Annotated in this window: 18 protein-coding genes; 12 read left to right on the top strand and 6 right to left on the bottom strand. The window is 43.5% G+C overall.

All coding sequences use genetic code 11. From position 1 onward, the window contains the following. Positions 1–119: 119 nt before the first annotated feature. Both GOL65_RS05855 and GOL65_RS05850 read right to left on the bottom strand, forming a co-directional pair. Positions 120–827, bottom strand: a complete 708-nt coding sequence (locus tag GOL65_RS05855; protein WP_140919277.1) for a phosphatase PAP2 family protein — start codon at positions 825–827, stop codon at positions 120–122. A 91-nt stretch (positions 828–918) separates the two neighbouring features. Then, positions 919–1,890, bottom strand: a complete 972-nt coding sequence (locus tag GOL65_RS05850) for a CobW family GTP-binding protein (protein WP_140919276.1) — start codon at positions 1,888–1,890, stop codon at positions 919–921. A gap of 301 nt (positions 1,891–2,191) precedes the next feature. Between GOL65_RS05850 and GOL65_RS05845 the strand changes: the two genes are divergently transcribed. Then, positions 2,192–2,515: a type 1 fimbrial protein gene (locus GOL65_RS05845; RefSeq protein ID WP_140919275.1), complete on the top strand. Its 324-nt coding sequence runs from the start codon at positions 2,192–2,194 to the stop codon at positions 2,513–2,515. A gap of 88 nt (positions 2,516–2,603) precedes the next feature. Here GOL65_RS05845 and yeiP read toward each other — a convergent pair whose 3' ends face one another. Together yeiP and mtr are read right to left on the bottom strand one after the other, a co-directional pair. Continuing rightward, on the bottom strand, positions 2,604–3,176 hold the full coding sequence (gene yeiP / locus GOL65_RS05840; protein WP_140919274.1) for an elongation factor P-like protein YeiP: 573 nt from the start codon (positions 3,174–3,176) through the stop codon (positions 2,604–2,606). Between the two features lie 152 nt (positions 3,177–3,328). Then, complete coding sequence (gene mtr / locus GOL65_RS05835; RefSeq protein ID WP_140919273.1) at positions 3,329–4,567, bottom strand: tryptophan permease; 1,239 nt, start codon at positions 4,565–4,567, stop codon at positions 3,329–3,331. Positions 4,568–4,785: 218 nt separating this feature from the next. On the opposite strand from mtr, the gene GOL65_RS05830 reads away from it, so the two are divergent. Together GOL65_RS05830 and fruK are read left to right on the top strand one after the other, a co-directional pair. Continuing rightward, positions 4,786–5,040, top strand: coding sequence for a YkgJ family cysteine cluster protein (locus GOL65_RS05830; protein ID WP_140919272.1), 255 nt, complete (start codon positions 4,786–4,788; stop codon positions 5,038–5,040). A gap of 184 nt (positions 5,041–5,224) precedes the next feature. Continuing rightward, positions 5,225–6,163 carry a 1-phosphofructokinase gene (gene fruK / locus GOL65_RS05825; protein WP_140919271.1) on the top strand — a complete coding sequence of 313 codons (939 nt, stop codon included), beginning with the start codon at positions 5,225–5,227 and terminating at the stop codon, positions 6,161–6,163. A gap of 280 nt (positions 6,164–6,443) precedes the next feature. Here fruK and nfo read toward each other — a convergent pair whose 3' ends face one another. Both nfo and GOL65_RS05815 read right to left on the bottom strand, forming a co-directional pair. Continuing rightward, positions 6,444–7,301: a deoxyribonuclease IV gene (gene nfo / locus GOL65_RS05820; protein WP_140919270.1), complete on the bottom strand. Its 858-nt coding sequence runs from the start codon at positions 7,299–7,301 to the stop codon at positions 6,444–6,446. A 96-nt stretch (positions 7,302–7,397) separates the two neighbouring features. After that, the gene (locus GOL65_RS05815) at positions 7,398–8,480 is read right to left on the bottom strand and encodes a YeiH family protein (protein ID WP_140919269.1); all 1,083 of its coding nucleotides are present in this window, start codon (positions 8,478–8,480) and stop codon (positions 7,398–7,400) included. Positions 8,481–8,592: 112 nt separating this feature from the next. Here GOL65_RS05815 and yieE point away from each other — a divergent pair, with 112 nt between their 5' ends. From yieE to cirA, 9 genes are all read left to right on the top strand, one after another. After that, on the top strand, positions 8,593–9,495 hold the full coding sequence (yieE, locus tag GOL65_RS05810) for a DNA-binding transcriptional regulator YeiE (protein ID WP_140919268.1): 903 nt from the start codon (positions 8,593–8,595) through the stop codon (positions 9,493–9,495). Between the two features lie 154 nt (positions 9,496–9,649). Beyond that, positions 9,650–11,149 (top strand): amino acid permease, encoded by a 1,500-nt coding sequence (locus GOL65_RS05805; RefSeq protein WP_140919267.1) that lies wholly within the window; start codon positions 9,650–9,652, stop codon positions 11,147–11,149. 363 nt (positions 11,150–11,512) lie between these two features. Further along, positions 11,513–11,881 carry a hypothetical protein gene (locus GOL65_RS05800; RefSeq protein WP_130590870.1) on the top strand — a complete coding sequence of 123 codons (369 nt, stop codon included), beginning with the start codon at positions 11,513–11,515 and terminating at the stop codon, positions 11,879–11,881. A gap of 5 nt (positions 11,882–11,886) precedes the next feature. Then, positions 11,887–12,762 carry a tetratricopeptide repeat protein gene (locus tag GOL65_RS05795; RefSeq protein WP_140919266.1) on the top strand — a complete coding sequence of 292 codons (876 nt, stop codon included), beginning with the start codon at positions 11,887–11,889 and terminating at the stop codon, positions 12,760–12,762. A 237-nt stretch (positions 12,763–12,999) separates the two neighbouring features. Then, the gene (locus GOL65_RS05790) at positions 13,000–14,148 is read left to right on the top strand and encodes an ABC transporter substrate-binding protein (RefSeq protein WP_140919265.1); all 1,149 of its coding nucleotides are present in this window, start codon (positions 13,000–13,002) and stop codon (positions 14,146–14,148) included. Positions 14,149–14,176: 28 nt separating this feature from the next. Then, on the top strand, positions 14,177–15,259 hold the full coding sequence (locus GOL65_RS05785; RefSeq protein ID WP_140919264.1) for a FecCD family ABC transporter permease: 1,083 nt from the start codon (positions 14,177–14,179) through the stop codon (positions 15,257–15,259). After that, positions 15,256–16,044, top strand: coding sequence for an ABC transporter ATP-binding protein (locus GOL65_RS05780; RefSeq protein WP_140919263.1), 789 nt, complete (start codon positions 15,256–15,258; stop codon positions 16,042–16,044). The genes GOL65_RS05785 and GOL65_RS05780 overlap by 4 nt, the downstream gene beginning before the upstream one ends. A gap of 135 nt (positions 16,045–16,179) precedes the next feature. After that, the gene (locus GOL65_RS05775; RefSeq protein WP_228723062.1) at positions 16,180–18,300 is read left to right on the top strand and encodes a TonB-dependent receptor domain-containing protein; all 2,121 of its coding nucleotides are present in this window, start codon (positions 16,180–16,182) and stop codon (positions 18,298–18,300) included. 364 nt (positions 18,301–18,664) lie between these two features. Next, entirely contained in the window at positions 18,665–20,626 is a 1,962-nt protein-coding gene (gene cirA, locus GOL65_RS05770) for a catecholate siderophore receptor CirA (protein ID WP_140919261.1), read from the top strand. The last annotated feature ends 150 nt before the right edge of the window (positions 20,627–20,776 follow it).

The following is a 20,776-nucleotide window of genomic DNA, read 5'->3' as shown; positions in this document are numbered from 1 at the left end:
CTTGATTAGCTAGTTGATTGCGAGTTTTTTCTATCAGGAAAGTGTGCCAGAGCACATTTTTCGATCCTTAACGATCCGCTAAACCGGCAACCAAAATGGCTACCGGCCTAAGTATAGTGTTAATTTCCCGGTTTGCCTTTACCGGGGATCGATCGATTGATGAAATTGATTGTTGCATCACAGGCCGGGGTTAATAACCACCAGCTTAAACCAACACAAGCCATACTTAACGCTCCGACATAAATATCGGTAAACCAATGAGCGCCAACCATAATTCTGGGTAAAGAGAAGATGACTACATAGCCAACCGCGATGCAAAATGCCCAACGGGTAAAGTAGCGCAACATAAATGCGGCAAATATCATTAGCATCAAACCGTGGTCTCCCGGGAAGCTATCTCTGGAGGAGTCTTTCGTTGGGATGCCAGACAATTCACTTACCCGATTGATATCCGTGAAGGTTAACGTTGGGCTGGGACGTTCTACCGGTAATAAACGACCGGACTGGTTGAGTAATACGGCGGTTAAGAGCATCACGATACCCATGATGATCATCCAACGTTTACCAGCAATATCTTGTTTCACAAAGAAATAAAGGAAAAGTAGCCCCATCGCCAGAAGCGAGACACTATCGAAGGCTCGATTATTGGTGATAGCAACCAGTTTTAAGAAACCGCTATCGGTCGCCAGATGCTGGTTAAAATAGTGAAAAATAGAAGAATCAATTGAAAACCAGAAACCGTGGTTTTCTGGTAGATACCAGGAAAGAAATAAACCTATTCCAAATACATTTAACAGCAAAATTGTAGGGAGATTACGCAAACCCATCAAAATACCTTCAAAAGTTAACCAACTAAAAATTTTGTTAAACAAATAGCATAGAATCTATCTGGTGCTAAAAATGGTCTGTTACAACATGTTAAATTCGTGCTTTTAGTAATGAGCTTTGCAGTTCATTCCATGGAGCCTCACTGGTATGGATTAGCTCTACCCGACTATCCAGTGGCGCAACAGGTTGAGTTTCAATTTTAAAATCGAAGCCCTGACGGTTAAAAATAAGTGTCCCTTCCGGGATACGCATAACGCCTTTAACTCGCTCAACAGGAGAGAGACGTACCCAATCAAGCAACTCTGTAGTTGAAAAACAGGTTTCCCCATCAAATATCCAACCACAACTGGTATAGCCTTGTCCCTGATTTAGCGCCCGTCGCCACCCTTGATTTTCCGGTAAATTTAATGCTGCCAAACCGTTAGGTTTTGAGTGACTATGATGATGCGGACTGTCAGGTAAAGATTGCTGATTAGTGCGTTCTGTGTTTAATAATGCACTGTCAATTTTTCCCTGCTCAATCAAATACAGAGGGCGATTCAGCGAGTCCTGATGATGCCATTGGGTTAATGCATCACGATCTTGCTGGCTATAGGTATCAGATTTACTCGCCAGAATAATATCGGCGGCGGCTAGCTGATCGCGAAAGTTATCGTTTTCTGTGTAGCGGGGCTCAGATAGCTGACGGGCATCAAGCAGACAGAAAGTGGCTTGAAGCGTCAGAAAAGGCTGATAAACCTCAGAGGTTAACAGGTTCAGAATTTGTTTAGGATGTCCCAGTCCGGTAGGTTCGATCAGCAGACGGTCTGGTTTAGTCTGCTTTAATAACATGTTCAGACCCACCTGCATTGGCAATCCATTAACACAACACATACAGCCGCCGGGGATCTCTTTTAGCGTGGCACCCCGATTAGCAAGTAGTGCTCCATCAATGCCAATTTCACCAAATTCATTAACCAGAATGGCCCAGTTTTCATTTTCCGGTTTTTGCCGGAGTAAATGTTGAATGGTGGTGGTTTTGCCGCTGCCGAGAAAGCCAGTAATCAGGTTAACGTTTGTCACAGAGAAAATACCCTAAATTGAATAGATAAGAATGATAAGTAATGTGTATGAAATAATCGAGAGATTATTAACACATTGCAGGCAGGGATTAGCAAATGGAGCTATATGTTATAGGAGAACATTTGCATTAGCGTAAATGTTCAATTGCTTGTTATCCGTTCGGGCGTTGTAAAGCATAACACATCGCTAATCGTCGATATAAGCAGGGCTCTTTGGTATCGAATGGATATGAATAATATACGGTGGGGAGATAACGGCTAAAGGTTCATGATAAATAAACATGAGACTGGAGATATTGTGTATGAAATATCAACACTGGTTTTTAGCAAAAGCAGGTTGGTTATTGATTGCATGGACAGCGTCGTTATCAATGGCATCTGCAAGTGACGGTGGTCGCATTATTTTTACAGGTGCAATAGTAGAAGAAGGATGCCAGCTTTCTAACAACCGAACTGAGGTTGTTCAAAGCTGCAATCGCGATAATCGGATAGTGAAAAGTCATTTACCAATTGGCAATATCGGGCAAAGTGCTATGTTGATGCCGGCTAATGGTAACAATAAAATGAGTTTTCGCTGGATTGATAAGCCGAAAGGATTAGCCGTAACGGAAATTGAGTATAACTAATAATATTAGCCAGTTACTCAAGATTTATCTTATGGATTTGAATTGAATAACGCCATCACTGAAAGGTGATGGCGTTATTGTTGCTCTGTTAGTCTGCCCGGCCCATATAACGACGCTCAGGAATATGGATGCGAATTTTTTCTCCAGAGTCCAGATATTCTGGTACCTGAATCACTAATCCGGTACTCATGGTGGCAGGTTTGTTACGCGCACTGGCTGATGCACCTTTGATACCCGGAGCCGTTTCAATAATTTCCATATCAACGGTTTGTGGTAATTCCAGGGCAATTACACGTCCTTCAACGGTTAATACCTGAATGCCAGGCATACCACCTTCCGGGATAAACAGAAGCTCTTCTTCAATCTGCTCTTGCTTGAAGATATAAGGCGTATAGTCTTCATTATCCATAAAGACATATTCGTCACCATCAATATAAGAAAAGGTAACCTGACGACGGCTCAGGTTGATTTCTTCAATAATATCATCGCCTTTAAAACGCTCTTCAACTTTCAATCCGGTAACAATATCGGAAAAGCGCATTTTATACAGGGTACTGGCACCACGTGCACTTGGACTCTGTACTTCAATATCACGTACCAGCAACATTTTACCGTTGTGGTTAACAGCCATACCGCGTTTTATCTCATTAGCTTTTGGCATAAAAATGACCTGTTCTCACTGATTAAATGACTGGCGACAAATTACTCGTGACGGGTAAAACAGGCAAGCAGAATTCATCGTAAGAGAAAAAAAATCGTGAGGGAAGAAAAGGCATCAGAAACGGCACTGTTGTTTCTGATGCCAGCAGGAGGTTATTTGTAAACCGGAAGCAGGTTTAGGGTTGAGGCTACGTGAGCCACAATGTTTATCAGGCCAAACAAAATAACGAAATAAATCATGAAACTGCCACCAGGGGCATGGTAAGTCGCCTGAGGGAATTTTTTGCGGCTGGCGTGTGCCAACATAGCCGGTACGATAACCGCCCAAATGGTGGCCGCCAGGCCGGCAAAACCGATGGCGTACAGGAAGCCATCAGGGAATAACAGAGCAGCTACCGTTGGTGGTACAAATGTCACCAGAGCGGATTTAGTGCGACCGACTGGAGTATCTTCAAATTTAAAGAAGTCAGCAATGTAATCCAGCAAGCCAAGGGAAACACCAAGGAATGAGCTGGCTAGTGCCATATAAGAGAAGGCATTTAATAGCTGTTTCACTAATGGGGTAACAACACCATTATCAAGCTGGGCTAACAGGTTACCAATGTTTCCGCCTTCAGCAATGACCTGTTTAAAGCCTGCGCGAGGGATATTGCCCTGAATAACGTACTGCCATAACAGATAGATAACCAATGCAATAAGAGTACCAATCAACAGGCTGCGCACTACGGATTTTGCATCCTGATGGTAGTATTTGGCCAGCCCTGGAATGTTGCCATGATAACCAAATGATGCCAGCAAATAAGGGAATGCAGCTAATGCATAAGGCAGATATTCGGCATTACTCTCATTGCGGTTAAACAGAATTTCTGGTTGAACCTGAGCAAACATATCACTGACAGAGAAAACGAAGGTGATCACCATGCCACCAATCAAAATAGTATTGATGCGGTCAACGGCTTTGGTGGATAACCAAACAATAAAGGCTACCAGAATAGCAAACAGTAATCCGGCCATGGTCTGGTTGATGCTAAATACAGAAGTTAATGTATGGCTGATTATGGAACCACCGGCAGAGATGTAGGCATAGGTCAGAATATAAAGAACAAATGCAACTGACAGGCCATTAATGCTATTCCAGATATTACCTAACAGGCCTTTTACCATAGTATGAAAACTGGAACCAACCGGATAGTTGAGGTTAGCTTCCAGTAGCATCAGTCCGGACATAAACATACAAAACCAGGTATAAACCAGCATCAGGGTTGAACCACTGAACCAAACGCCAGAAGTGACGATAGGTATAGAGAACATACCGGCACCGACAGCGGTTCCGGCAATAATCATCGCGCCACCGAATACAGAAGGGCGTTTAATTGGCGTTGTTTGGGACATGTATATGCTTTCCTGATTGGGTTATATTTCCGTACTAGTCGAATGATACGTACTTGTATGCTTTTGTAAACAACTATTTCTTCATAAGTCAGAGGTGCAGGTGAAGGGCAGTTATTGGGAAAAGAACTATTTTTGTCGATGCCGTGGTAAATAGCTGGTTATCGTTACAGCGTACTGCTATGGTCAGGCACCAGAATCGTTGATCGCGGATCGTTAAGATGGAATGTCGCAAGGGTTGCGGAGCATGCTGTATCGGATTATCAATATCCAGTCCTATTCCCGGCATGCCAGACGGCAAACCGGCGGATGTTCCCTGTATTCATCTTGATGAATCTTTTCTCTGCAAAATTTTTCACCACCCCGATCGCCCCAAAGTATGCGCACAACTAAAGCCCCGTGAAGATATGTGTTTTTCTAATCGAAATGAGGCGCTACGTTATTTACAACAGTTGGAAATTCTCACCTCTCCCTAGTTGTTATCTGAAGCATTTTGCATCAAGAGTCTCAAATATTCGGGGAATAATAGAGCAATTGAGCAAAAATAGCGCTAGAATCACCTGAAACGATCCACCAGCCGGAAACAGGGAAACGCATCTGCGTTTTTTGCTTTTCTGACGGTGTTGAAAAGCGTAACAGAAGCAAAAAAAGAAGAAATAGATGAACAGACGCGTAGCAACCATAACCTTGAACCCGGCTTATGACTTAGTTGGCTATTGCCCAGATATCGTTTTGGGTGAAGTTAACCGGGTCAGGACGGCAGGGTTACATGCAGCCGGTAAAGGCATTAACGTAGCAAAAGTACTGAAAGATCTGGGTATTGATGTCACCGTTGGTGGATTTCTTGGCAAAGAGAATCAGGATGGTTTTCAGCAACTGTTCAGTGAGCTCGGTATTGCTAACCGCTTTCAGGTGGTTCCGGGCCGTACTCGTATTAACGTTAAACTGACCGAAGCCAGCAATGAAGTCACTGATTTCAATTTTTCTGGTTTTGAAGTTTGCCAGAATGACTGGCAGCGTTTTATGGCTGATTCCCTATCATGGCTGGGACAATTCGATATGGTTGCGGTGAGCGGTAGTTTACCCGCAGGTGTCGATCCTGAATCATTTAGTGACTGGATGCGCCAATTACGCAGCGTCTGCCCATGTATTATTTTTGACAGTAGTCGGGAGGCTTTTGCTGCCGGACTGAAAGCATCTCCGTGGTTAGTTAAACCTAACCGCCGTGAGCTGGAAATCTGGATGGGGCGTCCACTGCCAACATTAGAAGATGTGGTAGAAGCAGCCCATGCATTGCGTGAAGATGGTATCGCTCACGTGGTGATATCTTTGGGTGTGGAAGGGGCATTGTGGGTTAATGCTTCTGGTGCCTGGCTGGCAAAACCACCAGTTTGTGAGGTGGTGAGCACAGTAGGTGCAGGCGATTCCATGGTTGGTGGTTTGATTTATGGCCTGTTGATGCGTGAATCCAGCGAACATACTTTGCGGTTAGCGACGGCGGTCGCAGTGCTGGCGGTGAGCCAGAGTAATGTAGGTATTAAAGATAGAATGCAACTGGCATCGATGATGTCGCAGGTTGAGTTGAAACCGTTTAATTGATGATACCGATTAAATAAGTTATATCGAACTGTTGGCAAATTTGGTGAATCGGCATTTATGCATATTCCGGTCGTAAAATCAGAGAAGCTTATATTGACTTTGTGCTCGACCGGAAGACCATTTGTACTCAGCTACAGAGTGTGTCGGGCCTAGCCCGCCTAGGGGCGCTCTGGCAGCTAAAGCTGCTACGACCCCAACGGCGGTCTCTCCCTCCAGTGAGCTATTTTAAGATCTAAAGCTAAACGGGTAGACTTTGTTACTAATTTGATGAGTACTTAGTTCAAACAGCCTCAGCTACTTTCTGCTGGCTCTTTAACCAGGCTATTTCATCTTTCCAGATATCCGGATTGATGGTTTCCAGAATCAGTGGAATATTGTCAAAACGTTCGTCGCGCATAATATAGCTGAAAACGGTTTTGCCAATATTACCTTCACCCAGGCTGTTATGGCGGTCAACCCGGCTACCGAACTCGCTTTTAGCATCATTTAAGTGCATACCGCGTAGATAATTAAATCCAACGATATCGCTGAAGCGAGTAAAGGTCTTCTCACAATCTTCTTCAGTACGCAGGTCGTAACCTGCCGCAAAGGCATGGCACGTATCAATACAGACACCAACCCGAGTTTTATCTTCAACATCATTAATAATGGCGGCCAGATGTTCAAACTTAAAGCCTAAGTTACTTCCCTGACCTGCGGTGTTTTCTATCACGGCAACAACGTTTTGGGTTCTGTCTAACGCGATATTAATAGATTCAGCAATGCGTTTAAGGCACTCATCTTCGTCGATTTGCATCAGGTGGCTGCCGGGGTGAAAGTTCAGCAGTGTTAGCCCTAATTGTTGGCAGCGTTCCATTTCGTCAATGAAAGCATCCCGGGATTTCTGCAAGGCTTCTTCTACCGGGTGACCGAGGTTAATCAGATAACTGTCATGAGGTAAAATTTGAGCTGAGCTGTAATGATACTGTTCGCAGGCACGGCGAAAATCAGATATCACCTCTTCGGTTAGTGGAGCTGCTCGCCACTGGCGCTGGTTTTTGGTAAACAGCGCGAAAGCTGTTGCTTCAAGCTCATGGGCCCGGATAACTGCCTGATCTAATCCACCAGATGCACTAACATGTGCGCCAACAAACTTCATATATATTCTCCTGTATTGCCAGCCAACATTATCTCACACTTTGGGTGGCAACATCTATTAACAAATAATTAACGTTAATAGTAAACGGACAATCTACTAAAGACCAAACTGGTGAACAGCAAGATTAATCAGAGCTCCCCCCGCAATCAGCCAGACAAATAGCAGCGTGGCAAGTAATAACGGTTTGATTCCTGCCTGACGAATAGCGCTGATGTGAGTGGTAAGCCCCAGTGCTGCCATTGCCATCGAAAGCAAAATAGTATCCAGATCGATGAGCGTTTTTACTGCGACATGAGGAAGCAAATCCAGAGAGTTAAATCCGGCAACCACAATAAACAACACGGCAAACCAGGGAATGACAATAGCGCTTTTTTGTGAACCCTGTGATGAGTCGTTTTTCTCACTGCGATTAAGATAGCCAGAGAGTAATAATAAGAAAGGAGCCAGCATCATAACGCGGATCATTTTGACAATGACTGCGCTGTTGCCCGCATCGTCAGATATAGCACGGCCGGCAGCCACAACCTGAGCCACTTCATGAACCGTAGAACCAATATAGATACCAAAGTCGTTATCAGAAAATCCCAACAGGTGAAATTTCATTTCTAACTGGTACAGCCATGGGTAAAGAAACATAGCGATCGTGCCAAAGATCACTACTGTAGCTACTGCAACAGCGACTTTACTGGATTCTGATTTAACAACAGGGTCTGCCGCCATAATAGCTGCGGCACCACAAATACTACTACCAGCACCAATTAGCAGGGTGGTTTGTTTGTCCAGACCAAAAAGATGTTTCCCCGCCCAACAGGCCAGAAAGAAAGTGGAAATTAGTGTGAGGGCATCAATAATAATACCACTGGTGCCGACATCAGCGATTTGCTGAAAGGTCAGACGAAAGCCATATAAAATGATACCCAGTCGCAATAATTTTTGTTTTGCCAGATGCACACCGGCGTCACAAACAGAAGAGATTGCCGGATAGACCAGGTTACCTAATACCATACCAATTACAATAGCTAGCGTTAAAGCACTCAGTCCCAATTGGGCTACTGCGGGTTGGTTTGCTGCATATATAGAGAGTAAAGTGATGGCACCGGTCAGTAATAAACCTGGCAACAATGGGGTTGCTGATTTAAACAATGATGGTTTTACCGTAGCTAAATGACTCTGTTGCATATATGACGACCCGACTGGTAGTGAATAGGCTTACAAAAATAAAGTAATTGGCTATAAAAGAGAAATTGATTATATATTTATAACTAATCGAAATAAGTGGTAAGGAGTAGCAATGCACATCACATTGCGTCAGCTTGAGATATTTGTCGAAGTGGTAAAAAGTGGCTCAACTACACAAGCTTCCTCCGTTTTAGCATTGTCACAGTCTGCGGTGAGTGCTGCGCTGGCTGATTTAGAAAAACAGCTGGATGCCGCGTTATTTGATCGTGTAGGTAAGCGACTGGTGGTAAATGAAAATGGTCGATTGCTCTATCCTAAAGCGCTCTCTTTACTGGAAAGAGCGATGGAGGTTGAGCGGCTTTTTCAACAGCAGGATGGCGCGCTGCGAATTGCAGCCAGTACCACCATTGGCAACTATATGCTGCCAGAGATGATTGCTACTTATCGTCAGGATTTTCAGTCCACACCGCTGGAGTTAATTGTTGCGAATAGTCGGGAAGTTATTCAACTGGTCTCTGATTTTCGTGCGGATTTGGGATTAATAGAAGGGCAGTGTCATAGCCCTGAACTGATATCTCGCCCATGGATGAGTGATGAGCTGGTGGTATTTGCCGCGGCAGGACATGAATTAACCCAAAAAAACGTGACGGTAGATGACCTGATTAAAGCGCCGTGGATACTGCGTGAGGCTGGTTCAGGTACGCGGGATGTGCTGGAACATAACCTGATGTCACACTTACCAGGGGCCCGACCTATTTTGGAATTGGGTAATTCTGAAGCGATTAAACATGCGGTTCGCCATGGTATTGGCATCAGTTGCCTGTCACGTAGAGTAGTGGCAGAACAGTTGGAGAGCGGCACTCTGGTGGAATTGAAAATTCCTTTTGCTCCTCTTGAACGCAGGTTATATCTGATTTATCACCGGCAGAAACATATTTCTGCCAGCTTATTACGTTTCTTATCTTATTGCCGGGTTGCGCCGCATATACTGGCAGAGATTCAACAATCTGATTAAAAAAACATCAAAAGTACATTATAGGGTTTTGCTAATAAGATCTTCAGAATTATGAACGAATCTTATATTGAGAGGTTTGATGTTATCCCGCGATCTATCCTTTGCTACAATCGCGCTCTTTTTAGTAACAGACAAGTAAATAAATAGGTTAAGAATGGCTCTGGTCGATACAAAAGATTCAAAGGAAAAAAGCGTGCCGGGATTGCGTCGGGTACTGAAAGCGCGTCATTTAACAATGATTGCTGTCGGTGGTTCGATCGGTACCGGTTTGTTTGTGGCATCCGGTGCGACTATTGCTCAGGCAGGTCCTGGTGGTGCACTACTTTCCTATGCGCTGATTGGCCTGATGGTTTATTTCTTAATGACCAGTCTCGGTGAACTGGCCTCTTATATGCCGGTTTCTGGTTCATTCTCTACTTATGGTGCTAAATATGTTGAGCCGGGTTTTGGCTTCGCTCTGGGTTGGAACTATTGGTATAACTGGGCGGTAACTGTTGCAGTTGACCTGGTTGCTGCTCAATTAGTGATGCAATATTGGTTCCCTGAGACGCCATTTGGGCTACCAAGTTGGATCTGGAGTGCACTGTTTCTGAGCTTGATGTTCTTACTGAATTACATTTCAGTGAAAGGATTTGGTGAAGCAGAGTTCTGGTTTGCTCTGATTAAAGTGGTGACAGTAGTTATCTTTATTGGTCTTGGTTTGCTGATGATTTTTGGCATCATGAAAGGTGGACCAACTTCAGGCTGGCATAACTGGACTATTGGTGATGCACCGTTTGCTGGTGGCTTCTCGGCGATGATTGGTGTGGCAATGATCGTTGGCTTCTCTTTCCAGGGAACCGAACTGATTGGTATTGCCGCGGGTGAATCTGCCGATCCAGCGCGTAATATTCCACGTGCTGTGCGTCAGGTATTTTGGCGTATTCTGTTATTTTATATTTTCGCGATTCTGATTGTCAGCGTATTAATTCCTTATACTGACCCAAGCCTGTTGCGCAATGATGAAACGGATATTAGCGTGAGTCCGTTTACACTGGTATTCCAACATGCAGGACTGTTATCTGCTGCGGCAGTAATGAATGCGGTTATTCTGACTTCTGTGCTTTCTGCTGGTAACTCGGGTATGTATGCTTCTACTCGCATGCTGTATGCTTTGGCTGCGGAAGGTAAAGCACCAAGGATTTTTGCTAAGTTGTCCTCTGGTGGCGTACCGCGTAATGCATTAATAGCCACCACGGTTGTGGCAGGACTTTGTTTCCTGACCTCAATGTTTGGTAATCAGCAGGTTTATTTATGGCTGTTGAATACTTCGGGAATGACAGGTTTTATTGCCTGGTTAGGTATTGCTATCAGTCATTATCGCTTCCGTCGCGGTTATATTGCGCAAGGACATTCATTGGATGCATTGCCATATCGCTCAGGTTTCTTCCCATTAGGACCAATTTTTGCTTTTGTATTGTGTTTGATTATAACTTTAGGGCAGAATTACCAAGCTTTCCTGGAAGACAATATTGACTGGGCGGGTGTTGCCGCTACCTATATAGGTATTCCGCTGTTTTTGGCAATTTGGTTTGGATATAAAATAATTAAAAGAACGAAATTTGTCCGCTATAAAGAGATGGATTTTCCCAAAACAGAAATTCGGGAAGAGTAAATATTAACCATTGTATTTAAGAGCGGCGTATTATACGCCGCTTTTTAGTAGAGATAGTCATTAGGTTGTATTATTACTTTTGGGAATAAAATTCCAAAAGTGTGATCAACTTATTTGATGAATACTATATTCATATCTCTTTTCACGGTGTTATATTAAACTGTGCTAAGATTGGATAGGTTTCGCTTTGGCGAGGTTGTGCTGCTTTTCGTTTTGTATATTTAATGTAACCAGAACGATCTGAAGTTGTTTAGCGATACTCATTTTTTATTGCTTGCGTTATATGCGATCGACCTTGGTTTGTATCATGCGATACATCTATAATTTATAAAACTGCAATCAATTTTTTAAGGTAACAGATTGATGAAAAGAACATTGATGTTGGCCGCAGTAGGGCTGGTCCTTATTAGCATCAACGGTTGTGCGAAGTTCGAAAAAAAGAACACCCAACAGGCTAATAGTAACGAACAGTCGTATAACCAGCGTTTTCAGGGATGCCTTGTTCGTTTGGAGACATTAAAGAAGCTTGATTTTAACAGCTATAATCAAAGCAAGATGATGATGGACTCGAACATGGAAACGGCAACCAAGTATCTTGCTATGCGTTCAACATTAGGACCAGATACAGTAAATGTCATGGATAGCGTTTACCAGGCGAAACTTGCCAGAACCTGTCAGCATATTGATGGCCAAATCTACTCATTATTGTTAGAGCAAGCAGACAGGAAATAATAGCTATGTTAATTAAACGTTATCACTGTGCATTGATTCTAAGCGTTTTAACACTAATGGTGTCCGGTTGCGTCGACAAAAAACAAAACGATGATGCATCTTCTGCATTCGGCCAGCCAATTGATCCTTCGCAACAGAATATGTTAGGTGGTCTGCAGCAATATCTTTCTCAGATTCAAAAGCAGGGAAATGCAGGCGATCAGATGGCTCAACGTCGGATGGGTGACATTCTTATCGCATCAGGTGAAAAAGCACAGGGTCTGGGTTGGATTAAGTCTTCAGCAATCAGTGGTAATGTTGATTCTCAGCTTCAACTGGCGGATATGTATGCAAATGGCATAGATATGATGCCTAACTACGATGAAGCCTTTATTTGGTATAAAAAGGCAGCTGAGCAGGGTAATGCTCGTGCTCAGGGAGAAGTCGCTTCCGCCTATTTAAATGGTAAGGGTGTAGAGTTTAACCTCGAACAATCCATTTATTGGGATAGTCTGGCTGCCAAACAAGGTATTGCTAACTCTCAGAATAACCTGGGTGCCGCTTATACCCACGGTGAAGGTGTTCCACAAGATCCGGAACAAGCTGTTTACTGGTATACCAAAGCAGCTAATCAGGGTGTTACTGAGGCTCAATTTAATCTGGCTGGTTCTTATTACTTAGGTCAGGGCGTTGCAAAAGACGATCAGCAAGCGTACGCCTGGTATGCGACGGTAGCTAAATATGGTGACAGTGATATTGCCGGTACCGCGAAGATGGTAATGGAAAAACTGACTCCAACTCTGAGTAAAGCCGGTAAGCTGGCTTCTTCCAAGAGCCTGGCTCAGCAGTACATTTCAATGTATTCACCAACAAGAAAAAATTTAGTTTTTACTGAATACTAAGATCGTTTCAGATAAGGCCGGAAAATCTGTATTGTCATCTAATTGATAATATAAGTTTTCCGGCTTTGTTATTTCAGTTTGATACCTTTCGATAAATTTCTCCAGATTATTCTCCAAGCCTCTATCATGTATGACTTATCTCTCCCTTTTGGCATCCCCATGGCTTTTATTATTGATAATCATTCTCTTTTGCATTATTGTTTGCATCTTTGAATCTGTAGGGAAGAGGCATCATCTATGAAGCAACTTAATCATTCTCTGGCAAAACGCTTTAGCGTGTCCTTATTACTAGGAAGTTCGCTGTTATTGAGTGCGGGTGCATGGGCTGAAACTATTACCGATATAGCAGACCGTAAGGTTGAGCTCCCCAAGAAGGTCGATCGTATTTTACTGGGTGAAGGCCGCTTAATTTATGCTGTTGCACTATTAGAAGGTGATAAGCCACTGGATCGTATCGCTGGCTGGCAGGGTGATTTCCGCAAGCTTGATCCTCATACTTATGCTGCTTATAAAGCAAAATTCCCTGAGATTGATAAAATCCCTTTAATTGGTAACACCACCGCTGAAAGTATCAGCCCGGAGAAGGTTCTGACACTTAAGCCTGATGTCGCTATCTTTGGTTTATCTGGTCATGGTCCGGGTCGCAGTAGTGAGCTGGTTACTCAGTTGGAAAAAGCCGGTGTACCCGTTGTATTCATTGATTTCCGTACTGCGCCGCTGAAAAACACGGTGCCAAGCATGCGTATTTTGGGCAAAGCATTGCAACGGGAAGAGCAGGCGGAACGCTATATTAAGTTCTATCAGGATAACGTGGCGAAAATTACCAATGTCACCAAAGATATTCCTGAAGACCAAAAGCCAAAAGTCTTTATTGAGTTGAAAGCGGCTACCGCAGAAGATTGTTGTGGTACGGCAGGAAACGGTAATATGGGCGACTTTATTGATTTAGCCGGTGGCGCTAATATCGCTAAAAATTTATTACCGGGTGCGTTAGGTACCGTTAATCTGGAAAAAATCATTGCGACTAATCCGGATGTTTATATTGCCAGCGGTGCTCGTGGTGCTGACGCCAAGGGACCGGGAGTTAAACTGGGTGCTGATGTTTCCTATGATGTAGCGCGCGCAAGTCTGGACAGTGCATTAAAACGTAAGGGTATTGACACCTTACCTGCAGTAAAAGAAGGTAGAACCTACGCTATCTGGCACAGTTTCTATAACTCACCATATAATGTATTGGCTATTCAGGAGTTCGGTAAGTGGTTCTATCCTGAGAAATTTAAAGATATTAATACTAATGAGACCATGAAGACATTGTATAAAGACTTCCTGGCAATTGAGCCAACAGGTACCTACTGGGTAGGTGCTGTAGGTGAAAATAATAAATAATCTATAAAGCAGCAATGGTTGTCATTGAATGAGCATAAGTAGCAGTTCGGCAGTAAAAGCTAATACCCCGGCTGAAGTGGGTGTAATGGGTCGTTACCATCGCATTTTGCGTAAGCGCCTGATGATTTTAGCCATTGTTTTACTGGCGATTATTGGATCACTTGTGCTTGATTTTATCATGGGGCCTTCGGGCCTCACGATTGCAGAATTGTGGCAAACATTGTGGCATTCTGAAACGGTTGATGCCGGAACTCAGGTCATCGTTTGGGATATTCGTCTGCCTTATGCCCTGATGGCAATAGTGGTCGGAATGGCTTTGGGTCTGGCTGGGGCAGAAATGCAAACCATCCTGAATAACCCATTAGCCAGTCCCTTTACTTTAGGGGTTTCTTCTGCGGCTGCCTTTGGTGCTGCACTGGCTATCGTATTAGGAATTGGTATCCCTGGTATTGATCCTCAATGGTTTATTTCTGCCAATGCGTTCATTTTTGCCTTACTGGCAGCATTTATGCTGGATGCGGTAACCCGTTGGACAAGGGTTGCCACTTCTGGCGTAGTGCTGTTTGGTATCGCTTTAGTGTTTACCTTTAATGCATTGGTTTCCATGATGCAGTTTATCGCTTCTGAAGATACGCTTCAGGGGCTGGTTTTCTGGACGATGGGTAGCCTGGCGCGAGCAACCTGGATCAAATTAGGCATTCTGTTAGCGGTATTCCTGGTTCTATTCCCATGGTCAATGATGAATGCCTGGAAACTGACGGCGTTAAGATTGGGTGAAGACCGGGCAATTAGCTTTGGTATTGATGTTCGTCGTTTACGACTGACGACATTATTGCGTATCAGTATGTTATCTGCTTTGGCAGTGGCGTTTGTTGGGCCGATTGGATTTATCGGTTTGGTAGCTCCGCATATTGCCCGCCTAATTTTTGGTGAAGATCATCGTTTTTATTTACCAGCCAGTGCTTTAATTGGTGCACTGGTATTGTCGATGGCTTCTGTAGCTTCTAAAAATCTGATTCCTGGCGTGATTATTCCGGTTGGTATTGTGACTTCATTAGTTGGTGTTCCGTTCTTCCTGAGCATCATTTTGCGCCACAGAGGGCAGGTATGATGACTGGTTTACAAGCGAACCACTTTAATGCGGGTTACCCGAGAAAAAAAATCATCACCGATCTCTCGATTCCAGGGCTATCGAGAGGGGAAATCACTGTTCTGTTAGGGCCTAACGGCAGCGGAAAATCGACCTTATTGCGTTCTTTTGCTGGCTTGAATCATGCTACCGGTGAGTTACTGCTGGATGGTCAGGATTTAATGAAGCAGCCTTTTTCTCAACGTGCCAAAAGCGTAGTTTATCTGCCTCAATCATTGCCTGCCGGTGTGCATCTGCATGTGTTGGAATCCATTGTGGTTGCTCAAAGAGCTTCCGGTGGTAGTCATACAGAAAAAGGCGAAGAAGAGGTGATGGCATTATTGCAACAACTGGGTATTTCTCATCTGGCATTGAGCTATCTGGATCAACTTTCAGGTGGTCAGAAGCAGCTGGTTGGTTTGGCCCAATCTCTGATACGTCAACCTTCGCTATTGCTGCTTGATGAGCCATTAAGCGCCCTGGATCTTAATTATCAATTTCATGTTATGGATTTGGTACGCAAAGAGACGGTTAAACGTAATATCATCACGGTGGTGGTGGTTCATGATATTAATATCGCTTTGCACCATGCTGATCATGTCTTAATGCTGCAAAATGGCAATCTTATTGCCGATGGTAAACCTGATGAAGTGATCACGCCTGAAAGTCTGGCTCAAGTCTATGGTGTTCGTGGTCGTATTGAGCGTTGTTCTCAGGGGCGTCCACAGGTATTAATTGATGGATTAGTTGAACATCCAATATATTGAAAGCGTTAGTTGTTTATATTTTTGTTAAAAGTTAGATAGCGATCGCAAAAAAGAGCTTAATCCCTTCGGAACGCTAATGGTATTAATTATCATTAGCGTTCTTTTTTATTTGCTTTTACATTTATGGATGAAGGGATGAACACAAACATATTTAAATTTAATCCAATAAAATATGCCGGGTTTTGTCTTCCGCTATTAGGGTTGGCTGCTACACAGGCAGTAGCTGAAGAAAATGATAGTGGTAATGTTATGGTAGTGACGGCCTCTGGTGTTGAACAACGCTTTAAGGATGCACCAGCCAGTATTTCTGTTGTGACTTCTGAACAGTTAGAAAAAGAGATGGGCACAGCATCAACCGATCTTGCTGATATCCTTGAACGTGTTGCAGGGGTAAGTAAAGCTATTGGCACTGACGTTAGTTCAGGTATTCAACTGCGCGGTATGCCTGCTTCCTATACATTGTTACTGGTAGATGGAAAACGTATTGGCTCCAGTAACGGCTTAAAAACAACCCAACAAAACTACTTCGATGACATTAACTGGATCCCGGTTGAGTCTATCGAACGTATTGAAATTGTTCGTGGTCCAATGTCTACACTGTATGGTTCTGATGCCATGGGTGGGGTGGTTAACATTATCACTAAAAAGAACAATAAAGAGTGGAATGGGGCTTTAACTATCGGAACTCGTCAGCCAGAAGATTCTAAAAGTGGAGAGACTACTACTTATACTGGCAGCGTTGGTGGTCCATTAGGTAATGGTTTTACATTACGTATGAATGGTTCATGGAATAAACGCGATGCGGATAAAACCGATACCAGTGCGTTACGTTGGGGGAGCGGTCAGGAAGGTAAGAAACGTTATAACTATGGCGCAGACTTAAGCTGGGATATTACTGATAACCATCAGGTAAGCATTGGTACATTACAGGGAACAGAAGAGGGTATTCCTGGTGAAACCCTTGATGGTGATGAAGTTGGGCTGCGTGGTATTTCCAAGCTGGAACGTGAAAACTATTCCGCTGCTTATCGTGGACTATTTGATTTTGGTAGCGTCAGATTAACCGCTTATGAGAATAAATATAAAAACTCAGCCAGCGATGTGCCGGTGATTTCAGGGGGAACACTGGTAGGGACTGAAGATACCAAAATCCAAGGTAAAGATAAGATTATTGAAGGGGATATCAATCTACCTTTCGAGCTCTGGTTACCACATAACGTCACCATTGGTGGTCAATGGATGAAAGAGGAACTCAACAACCCAAGATCGATGGGTACCAATAAGTATGCTGCCGCTTCTTATGGTAAACATACCGGTGAGGCAACCAGTAAAGGGGTATTCGTTGAGGATCAGATTGGCTTATTAGACGATCTGACGTTAACGCTGGGGGTTCGTTATGATGATACCGAATATGGCGATCAAACCACACCAAGAGCCTATCTGGTTTATCAGGCTAATGATTATTTAACACTGAAAGGTGGATATTCAGAAGGCTTCAAAGCACCAACTATACGCCAGGCCAGCCCGGGCTTTGTTGAAGAATCAAAAGGTGCTGGTTGTAACGGCTATGCAGACTATACCGGTGGTGGTTGCTATATTGTCAGTAATGGTAACCTGAAGCCTGAAACTTCCGAAAACTGGGAAGTAGGGGCATTATTCAATTATGAAGGATGGGATGCAGGCATTACCTTCTTCGATAGTCGCTTTAAAAACAAACTGGCGACAGCACCCATTGGTTATATCACTGGGGATAGATCGGGCCGTTACTGGTTAGAGCGAGTGAACCTGGATTCTGCCAGAACTCAGGGTATTGAAGGTAATTTGAATATACCTCTAATCAGCGAACCAAAAGGTCAGTTCCTGCAAAAGCTAACCTTACGTAATAACTATACTCGTATGATTAAGGCTGAGGACGATCAGGGTGTAATGCTGGTCACTACCCCTAAATTTACCAGCTATTCATCGTTGGACTGGAGCGTAACGCAAGATCTTGATTTCTCATTCAGCGCTCATTATTACGGAAAAATGTTAGGCTTAAACAATAAAGCCGATCAGGAGTCTCGTGGTAGTACTGCAACGGCGCGTATCAGAAACTCTTATACGCTTTATGGTCTGTCAGGCCAATATAAGATTACCAAGAATTTCCGATTTAATGCTGGTATCGATAACCTGTTTGATAAAGATCCCGTCTCTTCTGAACCATCAGGAAGTGCCTCATCCGGTAACAACTATTATGTTCCGGGAAGAACTTACTAAGCTTCTATAACTGCTTCATTCTGATAAAGCAACGCGTTAAATATTAAAAGCCGTGATAATTATCACGGCTTTTTTACAGCATAATCTCTTGGATCTTCGCCAGTCTCTCTAATCCCTTAGTATTAATAATGTTAATTTAAATGTATTTTTTTGTATCATTTTATTGATAATGATTATCATTTGTTTTAATGTGTTACCCCCATTAATCACATCGTATTTTTGAAATAAATGGATATAAATAGCCATAGGATTTTGATGGATATGATAGTGATAGGGTTTTTCTGGAATAGTGAGCATTTAATTCTAACTGTAAATAATAATCATTATAAAAAATTATTTTCATAACCAATGGCAGGGGACTTAGATGACCAGGTTAGTGCTTAATCCAATTATTCGGGCAGGGATATTCGTACCAATTATATTTACCAGTACTTCAGCGTTGGCTGCGGTGGGTGACACCATGGTAGTAACGGCTTCAGCAGTGGAGCAGAACATCAAAGATGCACCAGCCAGTATTAGTGTTATTACTGGCGAGGATTTACAAAAGAAACCGGTTCAAAACCTGAAAGATATTTTGCAGGAAGTACCGGGCATTCAGTTAACTAATGAAGGAGATAACCGTAAAGGCGTCAGTATTCGTGGGCTGGACAGCGGCTATACGCTAATTCTGGTTGACGGTAAACGCGTCAACTCCCGCAATGCGGTGTTTCGCCATAACGATTATGACTTGAGCTGGGTCCCGGTTAATGCGATTGAGCGTATTGAAGTGGTGCGAGGACCGATGTCTTCTCTGTATGGTTCTGATGCTCTGGGGGGAGTAGTTAATATCATTACCAAGAAGGTGAAAAAGAGCTGGACCGGTTCGGTTAGTGTCGATAGCACCATTCAGGAAAACCGGGATAAACGTGACAGTTTTAATACCAGTCTTTATGCCAGTGGGCCTTTGATTGACGATCAGCTATCGGTGAAGACCTATGGTAATTTTGCTCACCGGGATAAGGATAAGCCAAATAAGTCGGCAACCAGTGCCACCGGAACAACCGGGGCTATTGAAGGCTACAACAGTCGTGATGGTAATATTGAATTCTCTGTCACACCAAACGATGACCATGAGTTTCTGATGAACTACGGTTTTGACCGTCAGGACAGAGAGTCAGACTCGCTGGATAAGACTCGTCTTGAACGTCAAAACTATGGACTTTCGCACAATGGTCGATGGGGATTTGCCAACTCAGAAGTACGTTTTTATGGCGAAAAAATTGATAACTACACTACACAGAAACTGACATCGGAAAGCAACTCGCTGGATGGCAAATTTATTCTGCCAATTGACGTTATTAATCAAACTATGACCTTTGGTGGTGAATTACGTCGTGATGAGTTAAAGGATCCGGTAAACCTGCAGGGAAGTGGTTCCACCTCTACCAAGCAGCATGCATTGTTCCTGGAAGATGAATGGCGTATTTTTGATAATCTGGCACTAACCGCAGGTACCCGAGTCGATGACCATGAAGATTATGGTGACCACTGGAGCCCAAGAGCCTATCTGGTATATAACGCAACTAATACCGTAACCTTAAAGGGTGGTTGGGCAAAAGCCTTCAAAGCGCCTTCACTGTTACAGCTAAGTCCGGACTGGCAGTCTAATTCTTGTAGAGGGTCATGTATTATTTCGGGAACGCCAGACCTGAAACCGGAAACCAGTGAGAACTATGAGCTTGGTGTGTATTACGCTGGTGATGAAGGTATTCTGGATGGTGTAAGCGGCAGCATTACGGTATTTGAAAATAATATTGAAGATATGATTAACATAACACGTACTGCTAATAAGGGGGATGCTGTCAATTATCCGAACTTCATTGGTTTTGACCCAACAACGGGAAAACCTATGTTTGCTTACTATAACGTGAATAAAGCGCGGGTTCGTGGGGTTGAAACCGAGGTAGCCGTTCCAATTAATGATGCCTGGAAAGTACGGTTAAATTATACCTATAACGATGCTCGTGACTTAAGTGATGGTGGCAATAAGCCATTGAAAGAGCGTCCATTCCATACTGCAAACGGCACGCTGGACTGGAAACCAACTGATGACTGGTCTTTCTATGCTTCAGCTAACTATACCGGCAAGCAACGTTCCATTACACCCGCGGTATCTACTCCGGGTGGTTATGTGGTCTGGAACACCGGGGGAGCATATCAGGCAACTAAAAACCTGAAACTACGAGCAGGAGTATTAAACCTGTTAGATAAAGAGTTGGATCGGGATATTTACAGTTATAACGAAGAAGGTCGTCGCTACTTTGTCGCTGCAGATTATTCATTCTGATGTTACAGCTTAACTGAGAGTTCAAATACCGAATACTCCGGATCTTCCAACCGGGTAGAGAATGAAATGGGCAATTTGTATTTACGGTCGAAATACTCTCTAAAGCGAATGTAGAAATAATAAGGGCTATGAAATTTCATAGCCCTTATT

The organism is Limnobaculum xujianqingii (assembly GCF_013394855.1).
Classification (GTDB): Bacteria; Pseudomonadota; Gammaproteobacteria; order Enterobacterales; family Enterobacteriaceae; genus Limnobaculum; species Limnobaculum xujianqingii.
Note: the sequence above shows the minus strand (reverse complement) of the source record. Positions and strands in the feature narration are given on the sequence as shown.